We start from the raw sequence: 19,610 nt of genomic DNA, 5'->3' as shown, positions 1-19,610 counted from the left end.
CCCATCCGCCGGCGCCGCAGGCCGGCGGCACCCCCCACCCCCCGGCGAGGACACCGCAGTGAGTGACGACCTCATCGACCCGGACTCCATCCCCATCCCCGCCGTCGACCCCGACGCGCTGGAGGACGCCGCCGCCGACCTGCGCGCCCAGGGCGGCAACATCGCCGAGACCGGCGAGGCCGTCAAGACCTCCTGGTCGGACCTGCGGGACCACTACGTCGCCCCCGAGGCCGAGACGCTGTTCGCGGTGATGGACCCGGTCGCCGAGAAGGGCGACGAGGTCAACGTGGACCTGGGGCAGGTCGCCGCCGCGCTGGAGACCTTCGCGGAGACCGCCCGCGACCTCAAGGCCCAGTTGGTGCAGGCCAAGGCGGACGCCCAGGACTTCCGCGCCTCGATCGAGGGCGACGACGACTGGGACGAGGGCGGCTTCTTCGGCGGCGAGAGCGACAAGGTCGGCGAGCACAACGACCTGCTCAACCGGGTGAACTCCCTGGTGCACCGCTACTGGGCGGCCGAGCGCGACTGCGCCAACGCCATCACCGCACTGTTCGGCGGCACCCGGTTCGTCGGGGCCGGTGCTGATGGCGGGCAGCCGGGCGCGGGCGAGTCCGTCTACGGCACGGCCGAGCCCTTCTCCGGCGTGGAGACGCCGTGGGGGTCGCCGCAGAGCACCGACCACCAGGGACACGTGGACCTGGTGCACGGCGCGGGCGACGTGCTGATGGGCACGCTGGAGGACTTCGGCGGCGCGTTCGGCCTCCACGGCGACGAGGGCTGGCTGTGGCAGGGCGGCAGTTGGACGGGCAACCTCGGCGGCTACTGGGGCGACTCGATCGCCGGGCTGGGGGCGATGGCCGGCGTCTACAACCCCGAGACCGGGGAGTTCACCGCCGGCCTCGGCGAGGCGTGGGACGTGGCCAGGGGCGCCTGGGGCGACGCCATCCACGGGTTCTTCCCCTGGACCGAGCTGGACGAGCGGCCGGGGTACGTCTTCGGCACCGCGCTGACGAACATCGGCATGATCGCGGGCGGGATCGCGCTGAGCGCCACCGGCCTGGGGGCGGTCGCCGGCGTGCCCATGATCACCAGCCGCGTCACCCGCATCCTGGGGTCGGTGGGGCGCGGCGGCGACTCCTCGGGGGGCGGGGACGGCTCCGAGGGCGGCGACGACGCCGAGCGGCGCGACGACCGGATCACCGGCGCCACGCCCGAAGGCGGGCCGCAGCAGGTCACCCGGCCCGAGAATATCGAGCCGGGCGAGGGCTTCGACACCTCGGGCATCGGGGACATGAGCGAGTCGCTCAGCCGGCTCAACGCCACCCGCAACGCGGTCCCCGACCAGCCCGCGGCACCGCCCGCCGCGGACCTCGCCCCCGAGGGCGCGCCCGACCCCAGCCCCCCGCCGAGGCAGGAGAGCACCCCCGAGCCCGAGCCGGATCCGGAGACCGGGGAGGGGCCGCCCGAGGACCGGCCGTCGGCGGAGCAAACGCCCGAGCAGCGGCCGGAGCAGCCGCCCGAGCGGCAGTCGGATCAGCAACCGGAGCAACCCCCCGGGCAGACCGCCCCGCGCCGCGACCCCACCGCTGAGGAGGTCGACGACGCCTTCTCCGAGATCGCCCGGCGCAACGAGGACCTCGCCGACCAGATGGACGACATCGACGGCGGGCGGATGGCCGAACTCGACGGCGACGCGCCCTGGACCATCGGCGCCCTGGAGGACACCGGCCCGGACGGCGGCCGCGGCGGCCCCGACGACCGGACCCGGGTCCCGGTCACCCCCGACGGCCTGGAGATGAGCCGCAACGACCCGGACGGCACCGAGGGCACGAACAGCCCCGGCGCCGACCCCCGCCCGGACGACGCCGGCCGCCCGGTGGAGGTGACCGAGGACCGGCCCGAGCAGAACCCGTCAACCGGCGGAGGCGGGGGCGGCGGCGACCGCCCACCCGGCGGCGGCCCACCCGGAGGCGGCGGGGGAGGGGACGGCCCGTCGTCCCCCGACGAGGACAGGCCCGACCCCGAGCGGGCGGACGGCCCGATGACACCCGAGCAGGAGGCGGGGGTCCGGGAGGTCCTGCGCAACTCCGGCCTCAACGCCAACAAGGTCGAGGAGATCGTGGACAGCCTGCGGGACGGCGCGTCCGGGGACTCCGTGGGAAGGCAGGTCGCCGACATCCTGCTGGAGGGCCGGGTCGACAAGGTCCACAACTTCGCGGAATTCGTCTCCGATTTCTCCAGCCCGTCGATGGCCCGCGACGCCGCCGCCGAGCTGCGCTTCATGGACCACCTGATAGACCGGGGATATCCCGTCGACCGCCTGGAGTTCGCCGAGAAGAAATCCGAGCAGGACACCCGGAACGCGGCGGAGAACTACGACATCGACACCTTCATCAGGTCCGACGGGAGCGCGGGCGACTACGCCTACCAGATCAAGCACCTGGACGTGCAGGACGGGACCATCCGGGGCAGCCAGCTCGTCAACAACTCCAAGAAGATCGCCAACCAGCTCAGAGTCGTTTCGGGCTGGGAGAACACCCGGACGGTCGGAATCATGGAGGCCGACGCCCCGCTCGGGGAAATCTCCGAAAAGCAGTACCGCAGCATTCTGAACAACGCGCGCCGGAACAACATGGTCTTCGTCATCTACCATCGCGACGGAGTCCTGATGATCCCGCCCGACGGCGACGCGTTCCCGAGCTTGCCCACAGGTAGGTAGGTATGTCTCTGCTGACCAGATCGCTGAAGAGGACGGCCACGTGGACGTGGGTCGTCGAGCACGACGAGGGCGCGGACGGCTTCGCGGCCGGGGCCCCGGTGGTGGTCAACGTGGCGCGGGCGCTCGGCGAGACCGGCGTGTTCACGGTGGAGGACGTGGAGACGCAGTGGTTCCAGGACGGTGTCGGCTACCTCGGCATCCGCACGCGGCTGAGCGGCGCCGCCGGCCTCACCCCCGAAGACCTGGTCCGCCGCGTCTGGCACACCCGCCCGGCCGCCCACGAGCACGCCCAGCCGACGATCCTGGAGTTGCGCGGAACCGGGTACTGGATCGCCGCCGACGGCACCCGGCGCGGCGAGCCCGACCTGTTCGGGGTGTCGTTCAACGTCGTGGACGAGGACACCATGGTCGAACTCGGTGTCCACCACGACATCTGGGCGGAGAACGACTTCGCCGGGCGCCCGCACCCCGAGGTGCACCGGCGCAACGCGCCCCGGCTGGAGGCGGTGCTGCTCGCCGTCGAACGCGCGCTGGGCGTGGAGACCGAACCCGACGGCGCGACCTTCCTGGGCACGTCGTTCAACTACGGCGTGCGCGCGCCCAGCGGCGCCAACGGCCGCCCCCTCGATGTGACGGAGCGGCTCTAGCGGAGCGCGGCCCAAACGGACATCCCGCCCAGACGGGAGAGGCCCAGTCGGAGACGGTAGGAGGCGAAGTGGTGCTGCTGTACCGGTCGGACGCGCCGGTGGCGTCGTGGACGTGGGAGGTCGGCGCTCCCGGGGGCGGCCCCGGCGGGCTCGACCTTGGCGCGCGGGTCGCGGTGACCGCCGCCGACGTGCTGGAGAAGACCGAACTCCTGCATCTGCGGGCCGTGGAGGTGTCCTGGGCGGCGCCGGACGGGACCGAGGCGCCGTTTCGGACCCGGGTCTCCTCCTCCCAGCCGTTCACCGCCGAGAACCTGGCGCAGCGGATCCGCGACGCCCGCCCCGCCGGAGACCCCGATCTGCCGCCCGCCGCGCTCGCCCTCATCGGCGCAGGCCGGTGGTTCGCCCCCGGCGGCGACTCCCGGACCGACCCGGCCCTGCTGACGGGTACGGTCCGCCTCGGCCCGTCGGCCGCCTACCTGGAACTGGCCGCCCACCACGACATCTGGGCCGAGCACGACTTCTTCGGCACCCCGCACCCCGAGATCCACGAGTTGAACGCCCCACGCCTGTCCGCCGGCCTCCGCGCCGTCGAGCAGGCCCTTGGTTCCCCCGGAACCCCCGGCGGCCCGACGTTCTTCGGTACCCCCTTCAACCACGGCGTAAGGTCCCACGTCGCCGAGGACGGCACGGGCGTCGACGTCAGCGGCCACCTGTAGGCCCCCGATCCGCCAAGGAGAGCCAGGGGCGTTGAACGATGTCTGCACTGATGAGCGTGCGAAGCCCGATCGCGACATGGACCTGGCTTCTTGACCACGACGTGGACGCGGACGGGCTCGACGTAGGGGCGCCGATCGCGCTGACGGTGGCCGACACACTGGAGAAGTCCGGCCTGCTGGTGCTCGATCATGTCGATGTGGAGTGGCACAGCCTCACGACCGGGCTCGTCCGGTCGAGAACGCGGATCCGCGCCCCTTTCCGGGAGACCCCTGAGGAGTTTGCCGCGGACATTTGGAAAAGCCGCCCGGCGGGCCATCCGGACGCGATTCCCTCCTACCTCCACATGCGCGGCAGGGGATATTGGGTCACCCCCGCTGACACCCTCAGAGAGGAACCGGACATCTGCTCGGCGACCCTCGCCGTGTACGACTCGGCCACCATGCTCTCGGTGGGAGTCCACCACGACATCTGGTCGCCCAGGGACTTCCGCGGACGGCCGCACCCCGAGGTGAGTGAACGGAACGCACCACGGCTCGAAAAGGCGCTGCGCGACCTTGAGACCGCGTTGGGCGCGCGGCTCGACGCCGACGAACCCGACGAGGCGACCGCCTACGCCGAACCCTGCGGCTACGGCGTCGTGCTTACCGTCGAAGCCGAAGAGGCAGGTGGAGACCGATGAGGCGGATCCCGGACGCGCGCGAAGCCGTTGCCCGCTGGAGGCGGGAGACCGCGGAATCCGGTCCGGACCCCACCAGAACTCTCGTCCTCTCGCACGGGGTGGTCGACCGCTGCGAACCCGCGGTGGACCGGACCCCCGCGAGCGAGGACGACTCCCGGTTCACCTCCCTCCTCCTGCGGGCGCGGACCACGCCATCCGGCGAACTCCACTATCCCGCCGCCAGGGCACTCGCGGATCCCGCCAGCGACCACCTGTAGGCCCCAGACCCGGCACAGAGGGGACCCCCATGACCCACGACGTCGTCGCACTGCTGGAGAACCGCCCCACCATGCGCGGCATGACCAGGGCCCTTGTCCACGCCGACCCCCGGGCGCGGGTCCGCACGGTGGCCGACGGCGCCGTGGTCGAGATCCGCGACGACTCCGGCCGGCTGCTCGCCGCCGCGCAGGCCGGGCAGCGGCTGTCCGGCCTGGACGAGGTCCGCCGCCTCCTGGGCGGCGGCGACCGCGCCGTGTGGCGGAGCGGCGCCGGCGCGGACGCCGCCCGAACCCCGCTGCCCGAGCACCCGTGGTGGGTCGAGGCGCGCGGCGGAGAGTTCGACGCCGAGGGCACCGGAACCGGAGGCGAGAGCGACGTCGACACCGTCGGCATGGTGCGCCGCTTCGCCGCCGCCCTCGTGGCCCAGTTCGGCGGCGCCACCTGGGAGGCCGAGCCGCGCCTGCGCCGCGACGATCCGCTGCTGCTGGGAGCCACCGACCACCCCGCCGTCTCCCTGGCCGCCGAGCGGGTCGCGGTGGCGGTCCAGGACCGGCCCGTGGTGCCGCTGTCGCCGTGGATCATCGACGCCGTCGCCGGGCACGGGCGGCAGCGGCGCGCGTTCCAGTTGGTCACCCCGCCCGAGGCGCGGCTGACCCACGAGTTGGCCGCCCTGCTGCACAACCCGATGGCGCGGTGGGTCGTGCGCGCGTCCGACGGCGGCTACTACGACGGCCTCTTCGGCGTCCCGCTGGTGTGGCACGAGGACGCCGGCTTCGTGCGAGACCCTTCCCTCGGGTCCGGACCCACGGCGCATCCGCGTTTCCGCCGCAACCCCGATTCCCTGGTGGACCACCTGGTCCTCGACCTGAACATGCTGCACGCCGCCGACGCCGAGCTGCGCGTCGGGGGAGAGGCCGAGCTGCTGGCCACGGCCCTGGCGGGGTCAGCGCCGGCGCTGTGGGGCACCAGCGAGCCCGCGCCGCTGGTGTGGGACCGGGACAGACTGACCGACCTCGTCCGGCGCCGCTCCCCGCGCGGCTCGCGGTTGGTCTTCCTGGGACCGCACGGCGGCGCGCGGCCGTTCAGCGGCAGCCTGCGCGTGGAACGGGTCGCGGAGGGCGTGAAGGAGAGCACCACGCTGGCGGTGGCCTACCCGGCGGGCGCCGAGCCCGACCTGTCGGCGGTGAGGGGGCTGGTCGAGGAGTTGGCCGCGAGCGGCGGCCTCCAATCCCTCAACGTCCACCGCCGCCGAGGCCGCCCCGACCTCACCCGCGCGGCGACCCACAGCGGTGCCCTCATCCCGATCGGCCTGGCCCTGGGCCCCGCCGCCCTCCACCAGACCGGCGGCCTCGCCCACGCATCAGCGGCCCCGGTACGCCCGGTCCCCATCGGCCCACGCCTCACCCCGACCCTGTGGTACGCCATAGGCGAGGGCACGAACCCCGCCGACCGTCAGCGGTTGCGGATGCTGATCTCCCACCTCCACCCCAAAGAGCCGAAGGGCACGCGTCGTCAGAGCGCGTCGGCGCGTCTCTCCAAGCGGCCGCCGCAGGGCTGAGTGATGGTCATGACGGTGCTGGGGATGTCGAGTTGGATCCGGTGCCACCGTCCGCGCGGAACGATGGCGGCGGTGCCGGCCGTCAGCCTGACCTCCTCCTCTTCTTCCCCCTCCCGTCCCGGGCATTCCGGACGCAGATAGAGGCGGAGGCTGCGTAGAGGTCTGGGGCAAGATCGTCTCCAGGTTCGCTCCACGGGCGGTGCCCGGGCATGGAAAAAGGCCGCCGAGGCGGCCTTTGACCTGGGGTGATGCTGGTGGGCGATACAGGATTCGAACCTGTGACCTCTACCGTGTCAAGGTAGCGCTCTAACCAACTGAGCTAACCGCCCCAGAGGGGTGAAACCAGAGGTGGAGACGGGATTTGAACCCGTGTAGACGGCTTTGCAGGCCGCTGCCTCGCCTCTCGGCCACTCCACCGGACTCTACGGTCAGGGGTGTCGACAGCCCCCGAGGTGTCTCCGAGCGGACGACGGGATTCGAACCCGCGACCCTCACCTTGGCAAGGTGATGCTCTACCAGCTGAGCCACGTCCGCGTGCTTCGGGCGGCGGGGCGGGTCCTGTGTGGTCCCGGGCTCCCGTGCCTTCGTGCAGTTAGAACTGTAGCGGAAAGTCAGCAGACGGCAAATCGGCGGGTGGGTTGACACCGGGCCACCCGGAGGCGGCAGATATACAGAAGGCCGTGCACGGTCGCGGCGTCGGGTGGGCCAGGAGGAGTGCGGATGGTCCGGTGTGGGAACGCGGTGACGCCATGGGCCGAGGCGCGCGAGGCCGCGCGCGAGCTGGGGGACCGGCTGTGGCCCGCCACCGGGCGGCCGGTGGCGCTCGACCGGGCCGTCGGGGCGGTGCTCGCCCGGGACCTGACCGCGCTTGTCGGGGTGCCCCCGTTCGACGCCGCCGCCATGGACGGCTACGCGGTCGCCGGCCCCGGACCCCGGTGGCGGGTGGTGGGGCGCGTCCTCGCCGGCGGGCGTGCGGCGGAGAAGACTGAGGGTGTGGGGAGGGCCGAGAGGGCTGAGGCCGGGGGTGAGGGTGAACTGCCGGGCGGGGGAGCGGGTGGGCTTTCCGCTGCCGATTCCGGTTCCCACCCCGTGCCCGGACTCCCCACGTCCGACCCCGTGCCCGGACCCATGCCCGATCCCGTGCTGCGGCCGGGCGAGGCGGTGGAGATCGCCACCGGAGCCCCCGTCCCCGCCGGGACCGACGCCGTGCTGCCCTATGAGCACGCCACCGCGGCGCGGGGGGAGGTGGCCGGGGAGATCGCCCTCGGCCGGCACGTGCGAAGAGCCGGCGAGGACACCGCCCCCGGTGCCACCGTGCTGCCCGCCGGCAGCGCCGTCACCCCCGCCGTCGTCGGGCTCGCCGCCAGCCTCGGCCACGACACGCTGACCGTACGGCGCCCCCGGATCGCCGCCCTGGTCACCGGCGACGAGATCGCCGCCACGGGCCGTCCCGGCGCCGGGCAGGTCCGCGACGCCATCGGCCCCATGCTCCCCGCGCTCGCCGCCTCGGCCGGAGCCGAGCTGACCGGGCTGCGCCACATCGGCGACGGCTTCGACACCATGGTCGAGGCGCTGGCGTCGGCGGCCGGACCGGTCGACGTCGTGGTGGTGTGCGGGGCGTCGTCCAAGGGCCCCGCCGACCACCTGCGCGCCGCCCTCGCCCGGATCGGCGCGACCGTGGTCGTCGACGGCGTCTCCTGCCGCCCCGGCCACCCGCAGTTGCTCGCCCACCTGGGTACGCCCGAGGACCCCGGCACGGTCGTCGTCGGCCTGCCCGGCAACCCCAACGCGGCGCTGGCCGCCGCCGTCACCCTGCTCGCGCCCCTGCTGCGCGCCATGGCCGGTGCCCCCGACCCCGACGCCGCGCTCCCGCCCACGATCCGGGTCAAGGGCGCCATCCGCCCGCACGCCCACGACACCCGCCTGGTGGCCGTGCGGGTGATGGGCGGCCAGGCCGAGCCCGTGGGCCACGACCGCCCCGGAAGCCTGCGCGGCCCCGCCCTCGCCGACGCCTACGCCGTGATCCCGCCCGGCTGGAGCGGCCCCTACGCCCCGCTGGTGTGGCTCCCGCGCGGTTGACGCCCCGGTGCCCGGTGCCCGGTGGCGGGCGGTCGGCGACGGCCGGCCGGCGACGTGCCAGCCGCGAAGCGCGGCGAAAAGCGCCCGGCGGCGGGGACTGCGGCCTGGTGCGCGCCGCCCCGTGGGGGAGGGGCGGCGCGGCGGTGCGCTGTACCGATCGGCGGGCCGGACTGGCTTAGACTCGGTGCCGTAAATCCCGTCCCCGCCCGTAATCGCCAGGGCTCCGACGCGTCGCCGACGAAAGCCATGAACCCATGACCTCGCCTCGCCTCGACAAGGGCGTGCTCGCCACTCCGGTGCAGCGTCCCGCTCCGCTGCGCGACAGCGTCTACGAGACCCTGCTGGAGCTGATCACCCGGCGCCGGCTGCCGCCCGGGCAGCACCTGGTCGAGAACGAACTGGCCGAGCAGCTCGGCGTCTCCCGCCAGCCCGTGCGCGAGGCGCTCCAGCGGCTCAGCAACGAGGGCTGGGTCGACCTGCGCCCCGGCTACGGTGCGTTCGTGCACCAGCCCAGCGAGAGCGAGGCCGAGCAGTTGCTCGCCGTGCGCACGCTGCTGGAGACCGAGGCGGCGCGGCTGGCGGCGGCCTCGGCCACCCCCGAGGGCGTGGAGCGGCTGCGCGAGCTGTGGCGCGCGGGCGTCGCCGGCCTGGAGCGCGGCGACAGCGACGCGATGGTCGACCGCAACGCCGACCTCCACCGCTCCATCACCGAGATGTCGGGCAACGCGGTGCTCGCCGGGCTGGCGGGCCAGGTCGCGCGCCGCGTGCGCTGGTACCACGGCCTGGTGGTCACCCAGCGCGGCCGGGAGTCCTGGGACGAGCACGGCCGCATCATCGACGCCATCGAGGCCGGCGACTCCGAGCGCGCGGCCGAACTGATGCGCGAGCACACCGAGGCCACCCGGCTGGCCTACCACGAGCGCGCGGCCGACGCCTCGGCGGAGGCGGAGGCCGACCGGGCCGCCGGGCTCTAGCCCCCACTCGTGGACAACGGCGCAGCCGTGTGCACCCCCATGCCGGGTGCGGGGCGCCCTCTGGTGGCGCGCAGGGCGCGTGCTGGGACGGGTGCCGTCCTCGCAAGGCCGCTGAAGGAGAGGGGGGAGAGGTAGGGCGGTGCGGTTCCACTGGCGACCGTCCCTGGCTGGTCGGCCAAGCTGCGTGTGCCCGCCGGAGGCGGGCAGACCGCGCGAGGAGTCGCCGTCTGGGCGCGGCTGTCGCCTTGGGTGAGGCGACTGGGTGGCCGGGGGTCCGGCTGTGGGACCCGTAGATCCCGTTCCGGTGCCGCGCCCTTGTCCTTGTTGACGTGCCGGCTCCGCCGATGTGCCTGTCAAGGCGCGCAGACCTTTTCCTCATTGGTGGACGGCGTCGCCCTGTGCGCCGGCACGCGACTTCGTCGCCGGACTCTCGGCGGGTTTTACGGAGAATGGCCTCCTCACCCACGGCCACGGCGCACGTGGGGGGCAGGGGAAACGCGCGAAGAGTTGCTGTCTGAGGCGCGGCGGGGTTCGCCTCGGCTGAGGCGGCCGGGTGGCCGGGGCGCGGGGTCGTGGGGCTCGCCGATACGTTTCCCTGCCGTCCACACCGTCTGACCTCCGGATTTGCGGGTCGTTGCGGATCGCCTCCCTAGGGAATCGCTCCGACACCTGGCGCGAATGTGGTCTGAGACACCACAATGAACTCCCGGCCCCCCGTGCGGGGGCCGCGGAGGCGTGCACCGCCGTGGGTGCCGTTGGCGCTCGCGGCGGTCGTCAAGCTCCGGGGCCGGACTACCCCTGGGTCCGGCCCCGGTCGGCCGTGCCGCGGGTGGGGACGACGATGCTGATACGGCAGTTCGAGTACCTGGTCGCGCTGGCGCGGGAGCAGCACTTCGCACGCGCGGCCGCCGCCTGCCACGTCTCGCAGCCGGCGCTGTCCGCCGGCATCCGCAAGCTCGAAAGCGAACTGGGCGTGCCCATCGTGCGGCGCGGGCACCGGTTCGAGGGCTTCACCCCCGAGGGCGAGCGCGTGCTGCGCTGGGCCGCGCGCATCCTCGCCGACCGCGACGGCCTGGCCGCCGACGTCGACACCGTCCGCGCCGGCCACATCGGCACCCTGCGCGTCGGGGTGCTGCCCGAGGCCGCCGCCGCCTTCGCCGACGTTGCCGCGCCCTTCGCCGCGCGCCACCCCCGGGTGGCGCTGACGGTGCGGACCATGCCGGCCACCGAGATCCAGCACGGGCTGACCGACTTCACCGTCGACTGCGGTGTGATCCGCGTGGCGCTCTCGCCCGCCCGCGCGCGCGGCGGCAAGGCGCTGCTCTACCGCGAGCGCGCCGTGCTGCTCACCGGCGACCGCGACCGGTTCGCCGGCCGGACGCGCCTGGAGTGGGCCGAACTCGCCCACGTGCCGTTCTGCCGCCTGCTGCCCGACCCGACGTGGCGGCACGTGCGGGAGGCGCTGGCCATGACCACCGGTGCCGAGCCCGAGGTGCGCGTGGCCGTGGACTCGCCCGACGCCCTGTTCGCCCACCTGCGCGCGGGGGGCGGCTGCGCGGTCATCACCCACGCGTGGCTGCGCCCCACCGGGGTGCCCGAGGGCCTACGCGCCGTCCCCATGGCCGAGACCGCCGAGCCCACCGGGGTGGGGATCGTGGTCGCCGAACGGCATCCCGAGCCGGTGGTGGCGGCCGAGTTGATCGCCTTCGCCCGCACCGTCCCGCTCCAGGCGCGGCTGGACGCGCTGCCGGGCCTGGGCGCGGCCCTCGGGGGCGAGGGTGACGCCGCACCGGTGGCCGGCGACGGCGCGCTGATGGCCGGCGACGGCGCGCTGGCGGCTGACGACCCCGCACCGGCGGCGGGAGGCGCCGCACCCGCCCAAGGCGGCGCCGGGGCGGTGCCCGGTCCGCGGGTCTCCAGCGGCGGGTGAGCCCGTGAGCGCGGCGGTGCCTGGGTTTCAGGTCTGCGGCGAGGGGATGGTCCTTGGGCGTCCGGCGGTGCCCGGTTCCCGATCTTCAGCGAGGGGGAGCCCCGGGTCTCCAGCGGCGGGTGCACCCCGGGGGCTTGTGGCCGGCGCGCGGGAGCGGCGTTCCTTCGTTCCGGAATGAAAGGGCGGGCGGAAACAGACGTCCGTTTCCGGCTGGCCGAGGGGGTGCCGGATTCCGTTCCGATCACGGTTGGGTGGCGCCGGCCCCCCGTTCACCGCCGCCCCCGGTGGCCGGGCGCGGCGGGGTGAGCGGCGCCTTCCCCACCGCCCTTCCGGCGGCTCGGCCGGGGCCGGGCGGGCAACACGGGTGTGGCGGTTCGGTGGCGCCGCACCCGCCTCGGCCCCGCCGAGCAGGGCCGGGGCGCTGGGTGGCGTGGTTGCGGGCCACGGGCGGCACCGGGATTGGGACGGCCGTTACCCTCCGCGCCGGGGGAGCCGCCGACGTCCGGCCCGCAGCAGGTCAGTGGCCCGCGCGCCCGCACCCGGATGCTCGGGGCGGCGCCGGTGGTGTGGCCTGGAGCACTCCGTGTCCAGGGAGAGCACAGGTTCTCCCACTATCGTGGTGCGCATGGCTTCCAACGACCACCGCGCGGAAAAGAGTCGGAGCATCCTTGATCCGGAGGAGATCGAGCGGCGGTCGGGTGGTGAAGCGGTACCGGCCCGGGCGGCGTCCGGGGGCAGCGGTGCCCCCGTGCAGTCGGTCGACCGGGCCATCACGGTCCTGGAGATTTTGGCCCAGCACGGCGAGGCCGGGGTCACCGAGATCGCGGCCGAGTTGGGAGTTCACAAGTCCACGGCGTTCCGCCTGGTGGGAGCCCTGGAGCGGCGCGGACTCGTCGAGCAGCCCGGCCTGCGGGGCAAGTACCAGTTGGGGTTCGGCATCATCCGGCTGGCCGGCACCATGGCCGCCGGGCTCGACCTCACCCAGCAGAGCCGCCGCGTGTGCGAGGACCTGGCCTCCGACCTGGGCGAGACGGTGAACATCGCCATCCCCAGCGGCGACATGGTCGTCAACATCGACCAGGTCCGCGGCGCCTCGGCGATCGTCAGCCAGAACTGGATCGGCCGGCAGAACCCCCTGCACTCCACCTCGACCGGCAAGGTGCTGCTGGCCCACATGCGCCCCGCCGACCAGCGCCGGATCCTGCGCGGCCGCCTGGAGCGGCTCACCCCCGACACCATCACCGACCCCGACGTCCTGCGGGCGGAGATCGAGGAGATCCTGGAGCGCGGCTACGCCACGGCGGTGGAGGAACTGGAGGTCGGCCTCAACGCGGTGGCCGCGCCGATCCGGGGGCTGACCGGCGAGGTCATCGCGGCGCTGAGCGCCTCCGGCCCCTCCTACCGGATGGACCGCGACAAGCTCGACACCATCGGCGAGACCGTGGGCAAGGCCGCGATGGAGATCTCGATCCGCATGGGGCACATGGAGAGCCCCGGCGGCTGACCCCGCCGGCCCGCCGCCTCACCCCCGTTCCGGCCCCCGCGCGTCGGCGTCCGTGCCCAGCGCGGCGGCCACGATCCGGGCGGCGCGCTCGATGACCTCCTCGGCCGGGGGCGCGATGTCGAGCGTGGCGCCCGGTTCGTCGTCGGCCAGCGGCTCCAGGGTGGCCTGCTGGGAGCGCAGCAGCGACTCGGGCATGAAGTGCCCCTTGCGCGCGTGCAGCCGCCGGGCCAGGGTCTCGGTGTCGCCCGCCAGGTGGAGGAACCGCACGTCCTGGGCGCCCGAGCGCAGGATGTCGCGGTAGGACCGCCGCAGCGCCGAGCACGCGGTCACCGTGGCCTGCCCGCGCCGGTCGTGCTCGCCGATCCACTCCGCGAGCGACTCCAGCCACGGCCGGCGGTCGTCGTCGGTCAGCGGGGTGCCCGCCGACATCTTGTCGATGTTGGCCTTGGGGTGGAAGTGGTCGGCCTCCGCGAAGGGCAGGTCCAGGCGCTCGGCGATCGCCTCGGCGACCGTGCTCTTGCCGCTGCCCGAGACCCCCATCACCACGAAGTGCGTGGTGGGTGCGGTGTTCTCCGTGTGTGCGTCTGCCATTCCCGGCTCCGTCCCGTTCCCGCGCCCTGCGGCGCTTCGCGCGGCCGCGCGGCCGTTGTTCGTGTGCGTGCTGTTTTGTGAAGGTGCGCGGCCTACGTACTAATAGTGTTATCAATGATGCGCTCCGCGGGGAGCGCCCCGTCCGCCGGCGAAGGAGACCGATGACCGACCACCACCGCACCCTGCACAACCGCGTGCTCGCGGAGGTGGGCCCGGCCATCGCCGCCGGAGAGTACGCCCCCGGCGCGGTCCTTACCCTGGACCGGCTGGCTCAGCGCTTCGGCGTCTCGCGGACCGTGGCGCGCGAGGCCGTGCGCGTGCTGGAGTCCATGCGCATGGTGGTCAGCCGTCCCCGCACCGGGATCCGGGTGCGCCCCTCCGAGGAGTGGAGCGTGTTCGACCCCCAGCTCATCCGGTGGCGCCTGGCCGGCCCCCACCGCATCGCCCAACTGCGGTCGCTGACCGAGCTGCGCGCGGCCGTGGAGCCCCCCGCCGCGGCGTTCGCGGCCCGCCGGGCGGCGCCCGAGGAGCGCGAGCGCATCGTGGAGCTGAACGCCCGCATGGTCGCCACCGGCCGCAGCGGCGACCTGGAGGCGTTCCTGCACCTGGACATCGAGTTCCACCGCCGCATCCTGGAGCTGTCGCGCAACGAGATGTTCGCCGGGCTGTCGGGCGTGGTGGCCGAGGTCCTGACCGGCCGCACCGAGTACGACCTCATGCCCAACCTGCCCCGGCCCGAGGCGCTGCGCCTGCACACCCACGTCGCCGAGGCGATCGGCGGCGGTCTGGCCGACGTGGCCGAGGCCGCCATGCGCGCCATCGTGGACGAGGTGGTGGCCGCGCTGGACGCGGCCGGGGAGCCGGCGGCAGAGGACTCCGCCGCCGGCTCCCCCCAGGGCGGACCCGGCGCTACAGCACGAGGCTGAGCAGCGCCGCGAAGGCGAACCCGACCACGCCGATCAGCGTCTCCATCACCGTCCACGTGCGCAGGGTGGTCTTGGTGTCCATGCCCAGGAACCGCCCCACCAGCCAGAACCCGGAGTCGTTGACGTGGGAGAGCACGGTGGAGCCGCACGCGATGGCGATCACGATCAGCGACAGGTCCAGCGAGGACAGCCCGTCGGTGGCCTCCACCAGCGGCGCCACCAGGGCGGCGGTGGTGGTCAGCGCGACCGTGGCCGAGCCCTGCGCCACGCGCAGCGCGGTGGCGATCACGAACGCCGCCACGATCACCGGCAGGCCGGTGGCCTCCAGGCTGGAGGCCAGCGCCTCGCCGATGCCGCTGGTGCGCAGCACGCCGCCGAACATGCCGCCGGCGCCGGTGATGAGGATGATCGCGCACACCGGCCCCAGCGCCTCGTTGGCGATGTCCTCCACCCGGCCGCGCCCGAACCGCCCGATGGGCAGCACGACCATGGCCACCAGGGTGGTGATGAGCAGGGCCACCGGGGTCTGGCCGATGAGCACGAGCGCCTGCACCCAGGCGGCGTCCTCGCTGAGGGCGCCGGTGGTGACCAGGGTGGAGGCCCCGGTGTTGGCGAAGATGAGCAGCATCGGCAGCAGCAGCACGGCCAGCACCGTCAGCAGGTGCGGGGGCCGCCGCTCCTCCTGGCCCTCGGCGACGACGAAGTCCTCGGGCACCGGCAGGTCGAAGCGGCGCCCGGCGTAGCGCGAGAACAGGTAGCCGGCGATGTACCAGGTGGGGATGGCCAGCACGGTGCCCACGATCAGCGTGGTGCCCATGTTGGCGCCGACCAGGTCGGCGGCGGCCACCGGGCCGGGGTGGGGCGGCACGAAGGCGTGCATCACGGCGAAGGCGCCGGCGGCCGGCAGCGCGTAGAACAGCACCGATCCGCCCAGGCGGCGGGCGACGCTGAACACGATCGGCAGCATGACGATCAGGCCGGCGTCGAAGAAGATCGGGAAGCCGAAGATCAGCGAGGCCACGCCCAGCGCGAAGCCAGCGCGGCGCTCGCCGAAGACGCGGATCAGGGAGTTGGCCAGGACGGCGGCGCCGCCGGAGATCTCCAGCAGGCGGCCGATCATCACGCCCAGACCCACCAGCAGGGCGACGCTGGCCAGGGTGCCGCCGAACCCGTCGAGGAGGGTGGGCACCACGTCCGCCAGCGGGATGCGGGTGGCCAGGGCGGTGAGCAGGCTGACCAGGGTGAGCGCCACGAAGGCGTGCAGGCGCACCCAGATCACGAGTATCAGCAGGACGGCGATCGCCGCGGCCGCGATGAGCAGCAGCGGCACCGTGCCGTAGGCGGGTTCGATGGCTTCCACGGTGTGCCTTCCGCGAATGGGGACGGTCCGGCGCGGGGGGTGCGCGGGGCGCGGGTGTGACGTGCGCCGGAGGATGGCTGGGCGCAATGGTAATACCATTTGTGAGCTTATGTGATCCCGGGCGTTCGGAATTGTTATCTCCCCGGTGCCCGCACCGGCCCCGGGCGGCCCACCAGCGCCGATCACCCCCGGGGTGCCCGCGCCGCCGCGTCCCCGGCCCGCCCGGCGGCCCCGCGCGCCGCCCGTCCGACGTGCCGCCCGACCCGGGGGGCGCCCGGCGGCCCCGGGCGCCCCCTGTAGGCCGACCTCGGCGTTCGGTACGTTGGATGGTGCGCACGGACCGGCGCGGCCCCCGCGCGGGGTAGTGCCCGCACTACCGGTGGCGGGGGAGTCGGCAGGGCTGACGCGGCGGTGCCCCGTTTAGCAGACTGTCCCCCGACAGCGGTGGTCAAGGCGAACGGGAAGAGCGGGGCGGATGCACAGGCTGATCAACCGGATACGGCCCTACCCGTGGGGCGCGCGGACCGCGATCCCGAGGCTGCTGGGCGTGGAGCCCGACGGCCGGCCCCAGGCCGAGCTGTGGCTGGGCGCCCACCCCGGCGCCCCCAGCACCGTGGTCACCCCCGACGGCGCCTTCCCCTTCGCCGACGTCATCGCCGCCGCCCCCGCCGACATGCTCGGCGAGGCCACCGTCAGCCGCTTCGGCGAGCGGCTGCCGTTCCTGCTCAAGGTGCTGGCCGCCGAGGCGCCGCTGTCCCTCCAGGTCCACCCCGACGCCGAGCGCGCCCGCGCCGGGTTCGCCGCCGAGGAGGCCGCCGGGATCCCCGTCACCGCGCCCCACCGCAACTACCGCGACCCCTTCCACAAGCCCGAACTCGTCCTGGCGCTGGAGCCGTTCGAGGCGCTGTGCGGGTTCCGCGACCCCGCCGCCGCGCGCGCCGACCTGGAGGGCCTGGGCGGCGACCTGGCCGAGGTGCTGCGCCGCGACCTCGCCGACCCCGACCCCCACCGCGCGCTGCGCGCCGCCCTCACCCGCCTGCTCTCGCGGGAGTCGGCCTGCGAGCGCGACGTCGGCGCGTTCGTCGCCGAGTGGAAGACGGGCGGCACCGGCGCCCACCACGACACCGTGGTGGAGTTGGCCGAGCGCTACCCCGGCGACCCCGGCGCGGTGGCCGCGCTGCTGCTCAACCGGGTGAGCCTGCGCCCCGGCGAGGCGCTGTTCCTGCCCGCCGGCAACGTCCACGCCTACCTGCGCGGCACGGCCGTTGAGGTCATGGCCAGCTCCGACAACGTGCTGCGCGCCGGGCTGACCGGCAAGCACGTCGACACCGCCGAACTGCTGTCGGTCGTGGACTTCTCCGTGCTGCCGATCCCCTACACCGGCCCCGTCGAGGTGGACGGCCGCGCCGAGTTCCGGCCGGGCGTGCCGGAGTTCGCGCTGGCCACGCTGGGGCCGGGGCCGGTGGAGACCCGGCTGCCGGGCGGCGCGCCCGCGATCGCGCTGGCCCTGGAGGGCGGCGCCGACCTGGTGGCGGAGTCGGGCGACGCCCTCAGCCTGGCGCGCGGGGAGTCGGTGTTCGTGCCCGCCCGCGCCGGGCACGTCAAGGTGCGCGGCGAGGGGCACCTGGTGGTGGCCACCGTGGGGCACGGCCCCGAGGTTGTCGGCGGCTAGGGCGCCGCGGGCCGGGCGGAGGCGCCGCGGGCGCGGGCCGCGCGGCGGGGGACCAGCGCGTGAGGGCGCCCGTGGCCGCGACCACCCGTGCGCGCGGGTACGCTGAGAGCTTCATCACGATCATGGCGAGGAGTGCCCTCATGACGCTCGAACGTCCCGTAGTCGACGTCGCCCCCGGACCTCCGCCGGCCGACCTGGCGGTGTCCGACCTCACCATCGGCGAGGGCCCGCAGGCGGGCTTCGGCGCGACCGTCGACGTCCACTACGTCGGCGTCGCCCACTCGACCGGCAAGGAGTTCGACGCCTCCTGGGAGCGCGGCGAGCCGCTGAGCTTCACCCTGGGCGGCCGGCAGGTGATCGAGGGCTGGGAGCAGGGCGTGCTGGGCATGCGCGTGGGCGGCCGGCGCCAACTGGTCATCCCGCCGCACCTGGCCTACGGCGACCGGGGCGCCGGCGGGGTCATCAAGCCCGGCGAGACGCTGGTGTTCGTCGTGGACCTGGTCGACGTCCACTGACCCCCAGCGCGCCGGGCGGTGCCCGGCGCGGATGCACGAGACGTGACGCGGCGCCCCGCACCGGACGCGGTTCCGGTGCGGGGCGCCGCGCGTGCGGCGGGGTGCGCGGCGCGCCCCAATCTCAAGCCCGGCTCCTGCGCGGCGGCCCGGCGCCGGGCTAGCGCAGGGTCTGCCCGACCTTCACGTGCCCCTTGAGCAGGTCGCGGGCGATGGTGCGCCGCTGGATCTCGTCGGTGCCCTCGAATATCCGCAGCAGCCGCAGGTCGCGGTACCACCGCTCGATCGGCAGTTCGCGGGTGTAGCCCATGCCGCCGTGGATCTGCATGACCCGGTCGACGATCTCGTTGGCCTTGACGCCGCCGTAGAGCTTGGCGATGGACTGGGCGTGGCGGGAGTCGCGGCCCTGGTCGACCTGCCAGGCGGCGTGCAGCACCAGCAGCCGCAGCGCCTCGATCTCGGTCTGGGAGTCGGCGATCATCCACTGGATGGCCTGGCGCTCGGCGATGGGCGCGCCGAAGGTGTGCCGGGTCTTGGCGTAGTCGATGGCCATGGACAGCAGCCGCTCGCAGCCGCCCAGCGCGTTGGCCGGCAGCAGGAACCGGCCCTTGCCGATCCACTGCATGGCCAGCTTGAAGCCCCCGCCCAGTTCGCCGAGGATGTTGGCCTCGGGCACTCGGACGTCCTCGAACACCAGGGAGGCCGGGCGGCGCTCGCCCATGGTGTCGATGGGCTCGGAGGTCCAGCCCGCGTCGCGGTCCACCAGGAAGCAGGTGACCCCGCCGTCGGCGCCGCGCTCGGGGTCGGTCACCGCGAACACCATGGCGAAGTCGGCCTCGTTGCCGCCGGTGATGAACGTCTTCTCGCCGTTGATCACCCAGTCGCCGCCGTCCTTGACCGCGCGGGTGCGGATGGCCTTGGCGTCGGAGCCGGCGCCGGGCTCGGTGATGGCGAAGCAGGAGCGGCGCTCGCCGGAGATGGTGGGCAGCAGGTAGCGCTGCCGCTGGTCGTCGTTGGCGTGGTAGAGGATGTTGTCGGCCTCGCCGCCGAACTTGAAGCTGAGGAAGGTGCGGCCCAGTTCGATCTCGATGAGGGCGGCGGTGACCGAGTCCAGGCCCATGCCGCCGTACTCCACCGGGGTCTGCACGCCCCAGAAGTCGGACTTGCGGGCCAGCGCCCGCAGGTCGCGCACCTCGTCGGCGGTGAGGCCGGGCTGGGCGCCCGCCCGCTCCCGGCGCAGCACCTCGTTCTCCAGGGGCATGAGTTCGCGCTCCACGAAGGTGCGCACCCACGCCTGGATCTCCCGCTGCTCCTCGGTCAGCCCGAAGTCGACCATCTCATCCCCTTAACCTAACGCTGTTCGGTTTTGAATGTAGGCGCTGGACCGCCGTCCCCGCAAGGGCTGCCGCGCGGTGGGCGCGGGCATGGCAGGATCGCAGCACGCGTCCACCGCGCGCCCCGGCCCCGCGCCCGGGCCGCCCGAG

General features: G+C 74.2%; 16 protein-coding genes and 3 tRNA genes. 13 read left to right on the top strand and 6 right to left on the bottom strand.

What is annotated here, in order from left to right; all coding sequences use genetic code 11:
- The first annotated feature begins 58 nt into the window (after window positions 1-58).
- The 6 genes from LG943_RS05435 to LG943_RS05410 all read left to right on the top strand — a co-directional run bounded on the left by LG943_RS05435 (window position 59) and on the right by LG943_RS05410 (window position 6,578).
- Window positions 59-2,719, top strand: a complete 2,661-nt coding sequence (locus LG943_RS05435) for a hypothetical protein (RefSeq protein ID WP_270071068.1) — start codon at window positions 59-61, stop codon at window positions 2,717-2,719.
- Window positions 2,720-2,721: 2 nt separating this feature from the next.
- Window positions 2,722-3,366: a hypothetical protein gene (locus tag LG943_RS05430; protein WP_270071067.1), complete on the top strand. Its 645-nt coding sequence runs from the start codon at window positions 2,722-2,724 to the stop codon at window positions 3,364-3,366.
- A 68-nt stretch (window positions 3,367-3,434) separates the two neighbouring features.
- Entirely contained in the window at window positions 3,435-4,082 is a 648-nt protein-coding gene (locus LG943_RS05425) for a hypothetical protein (protein WP_270071066.1), read from the top strand.
- 38 nt (window positions 4,083-4,120) lie between these two features.
- A complete protein-coding gene (locus LG943_RS05420) occupies window positions 4,121-4,762 on the top strand; it encodes a hypothetical protein (RefSeq protein ID WP_270071065.1) in 642 nt (213 codons plus the stop codon).
- 122 nt (window positions 4,763-4,884) lie between these two features.
- Window positions 4,885-5,019, top strand: coding sequence for a hypothetical protein (locus LG943_RS05415; RefSeq protein WP_270071064.1), 135 nt, complete (start codon window positions 4,885-4,887; stop codon window positions 5,017-5,019).
- 29 nt (window positions 5,020-5,048) lie between these two features.
- The gene (locus tag LG943_RS05410; protein ID WP_270071063.1) at window positions 5,049-6,578 is read left to right on the top strand and encodes a DUF6177 family protein; all 1,530 of its coding nucleotides are present in this window, start codon (window positions 5,049-5,051) and stop codon (window positions 6,576-6,578) included.
- 252 nt (window positions 6,579-6,830) lie between these two features.
- On the opposite strand, the gene LG943_RS05405 is transcribed toward LG943_RS05410, so the two are convergent.
- The 3 genes from LG943_RS05405 to LG943_RS05395 form a co-directional block, all read right to left on the bottom strand.
- Window positions 6,831-6,907, bottom strand: a tRNA-Val gene (locus LG943_RS05405).
- A gap of 17 nt (window positions 6,908-6,924) precedes the next feature.
- Window positions 6,925-6,995 (bottom strand) — tRNA-Cys (locus tag LG943_RS05400).
- Between the two features lie 44 nt (window positions 6,996-7,039).
- A tRNA-Gly gene (locus LG943_RS05395) sits at window positions 7,040-7,112 on the bottom strand.
- A 186-nt stretch (window positions 7,113-7,298) separates the two neighbouring features.
- Here LG943_RS05395 and LG943_RS05390 point away from each other — a divergent pair.
- From LG943_RS05390 to LG943_RS05375, 4 genes are all read left to right on the top strand, one after another.
- The gene (locus LG943_RS05390) at window positions 7,299-8,657 is read left to right on the top strand and encodes a molybdopterin molybdotransferase MoeA (RefSeq protein ID WP_408648550.1); all 1,359 of its coding nucleotides are present in this window, start codon (window positions 7,299-7,301) and stop codon (window positions 8,655-8,657) included.
- A gap of 254 nt (window positions 8,658-8,911) precedes the next feature.
- A complete protein-coding gene (locus LG943_RS05385) occupies window positions 8,912-9,631 on the top strand; it encodes a GntR family transcriptional regulator (protein WP_270071061.1) in 720 nt (239 codons plus the stop codon).
- Window positions 9,632-10,472: 841 nt separating this feature from the next.
- Entirely contained in the window at window positions 10,473-11,561 is a 1,089-nt protein-coding gene (locus LG943_RS05380) for a LysR family transcriptional regulator (protein WP_270071060.1), read from the top strand.
- Window positions 11,562-12,309: 748 nt separating this feature from the next.
- Entirely contained in the window at window positions 12,310-13,065 is a 756-nt protein-coding gene (locus LG943_RS05375; protein ID WP_270071059.1) for an IclR family transcriptional regulator, read from the top strand.
- 18 nt (window positions 13,066-13,083) lie between these two features.
- Here the strand turns inward: LG943_RS05375 and LG943_RS05370 are convergent, their stop codons facing one another.
- Window positions 13,084-13,656, bottom strand: a complete 573-nt coding sequence (locus LG943_RS05370) for a gluconokinase (RefSeq protein WP_270071058.1) — start codon at window positions 13,654-13,656, stop codon at window positions 13,084-13,086.
- A gap of 161 nt (window positions 13,657-13,817) precedes the next feature.
- On the opposite strand from LG943_RS05370, the gene LG943_RS05365 reads away from it, so the two are divergent.
- The gene (locus tag LG943_RS05365) at window positions 13,818-14,582 is read left to right on the top strand and encodes a FadR/GntR family transcriptional regulator (protein WP_270071057.1); all 765 of its coding nucleotides are present in this window, start codon (window positions 13,818-13,820) and stop codon (window positions 14,580-14,582) included.
- Here LG943_RS05365 and LG943_RS05360 read toward each other — a convergent pair.
- Entirely contained in the window at window positions 14,566-15,942 is a 1,377-nt protein-coding gene (locus LG943_RS05360) for a GntP family permease (protein ID WP_270071056.1), read from the bottom strand. The genes LG943_RS05365 and LG943_RS05360 overlap by 17 nt on opposite strands.
- Before the next feature lie 475 nt (window positions 15,943-16,417).
- Here LG943_RS05360 and manA point away from each other — a divergent pair, with 475 nt between their 5' ends.
- Window positions 16,418-17,614 (top strand): mannose-6-phosphate isomerase, class I, encoded by a 1,197-nt coding sequence (gene manA, locus LG943_RS05355; RefSeq protein WP_270071055.1) that lies wholly within the window; start codon window positions 16,418-16,420, stop codon window positions 17,612-17,614.
- Window positions 17,615-17,754: 140 nt separating this feature from the next.
- Window positions 17,755-18,129, top strand: coding sequence for an FKBP-type peptidyl-prolyl cis-trans isomerase (locus LG943_RS05350; protein WP_270071054.1), 375 nt, complete (start codon window positions 17,755-17,757; stop codon window positions 18,127-18,129).
- Between the two features lie 157 nt (window positions 18,130-18,286).
- On the opposite strand, the gene LG943_RS05345 is transcribed toward LG943_RS05350, so the two are convergent.
- Window positions 18,287-19,462 carry an acyl-CoA dehydrogenase family protein gene (locus tag LG943_RS05345; RefSeq protein WP_270071053.1) on the bottom strand — a complete coding sequence of 392 codons (1,176 nt, stop codon included), beginning with the start codon at window positions 19,460-19,462 and terminating at the stop codon, window positions 18,287-18,289.
- Window positions 19,463-19,610 lie beyond the last annotated feature (148 nt).

The organism is Streptomonospora mangrovi (assembly GCF_027604915.1).
Lineage (GTDB): Bacteria > Actinomycetota > Actinomycetes > Streptosporangiales > Streptosporangiaceae > Streptomonospora > Streptomonospora mangrovi.
This window is presented reverse-complemented; position numbering and strand designations above follow the sequence as displayed.

Coding starts and splice junctions, on each gene's coding strand:
- LG943_RS05430 (WP_270071067.1), top strand. CDS start 2,722: ATGTCTCTGCTGACCAGATCGCTGAAGAGGACGGCCACGTGGACGTGG.
- LG943_RS05420 (WP_270071065.1), top strand. CDS start 4,121: ATGTCTGCACTGATGAGCGTGCGAAGCCCGATCGCGACATGGACCTGG.
- LG943_RS05410 (WP_270071063.1), top strand. CDS start 5,049: ATGACCCACGACGTCGTCGCACTGCTGGAGAACCGCCCCACCATGCGC.
- LG943_RS05390 (WP_408648550.1), top strand. CDS start 7,299: ATGGTCCGGTGTGGGAACGCGGTGACGCCATGGGCCGAGGCGCGCGAG.
- LG943_RS05385 (WP_270071061.1), top strand. CDS start 8,912: ATGACCTCGCCTCGCCTCGACAAGGGCGTGCTCGCCACTCCGGTGCAG.
- LG943_RS05380 (WP_270071060.1), top strand. CDS start 10,473: ATGCTGATACGGCAGTTCGAGTACCTGGTCGCGCTGGCGCGGGAGCAG.
- LG943_RS05370 (WP_270071058.1), bottom strand. CDS start 13,656: ATGGCAGACGCACACACGGAGAACACCGCACCCACCACGCACTTCGTG.
- LG943_RS05365 (WP_270071057.1), top strand. CDS start 13,818: ATGACCGACCACCACCGCACCCTGCACAACCGCGTGCTCGCGGAGGTG.
- manA (WP_270071055.1), top strand. CDS start 16,418: ATGCACAGGCTGATCAACCGGATACGGCCCTACCCGTGGGGCGCGCGG.
- LG943_RS05350 (WP_270071054.1), top strand. CDS start 17,755: ATGACGCTCGAACGTCCCGTAGTCGACGTCGCCCCCGGACCTCCGCCG.
- LG943_RS05345 (WP_270071053.1), bottom strand. CDS start 19,462: ATGGTCGACTTCGGGCTGACCGAGGAGCAGCGGGAGATCCAGGCGTGG.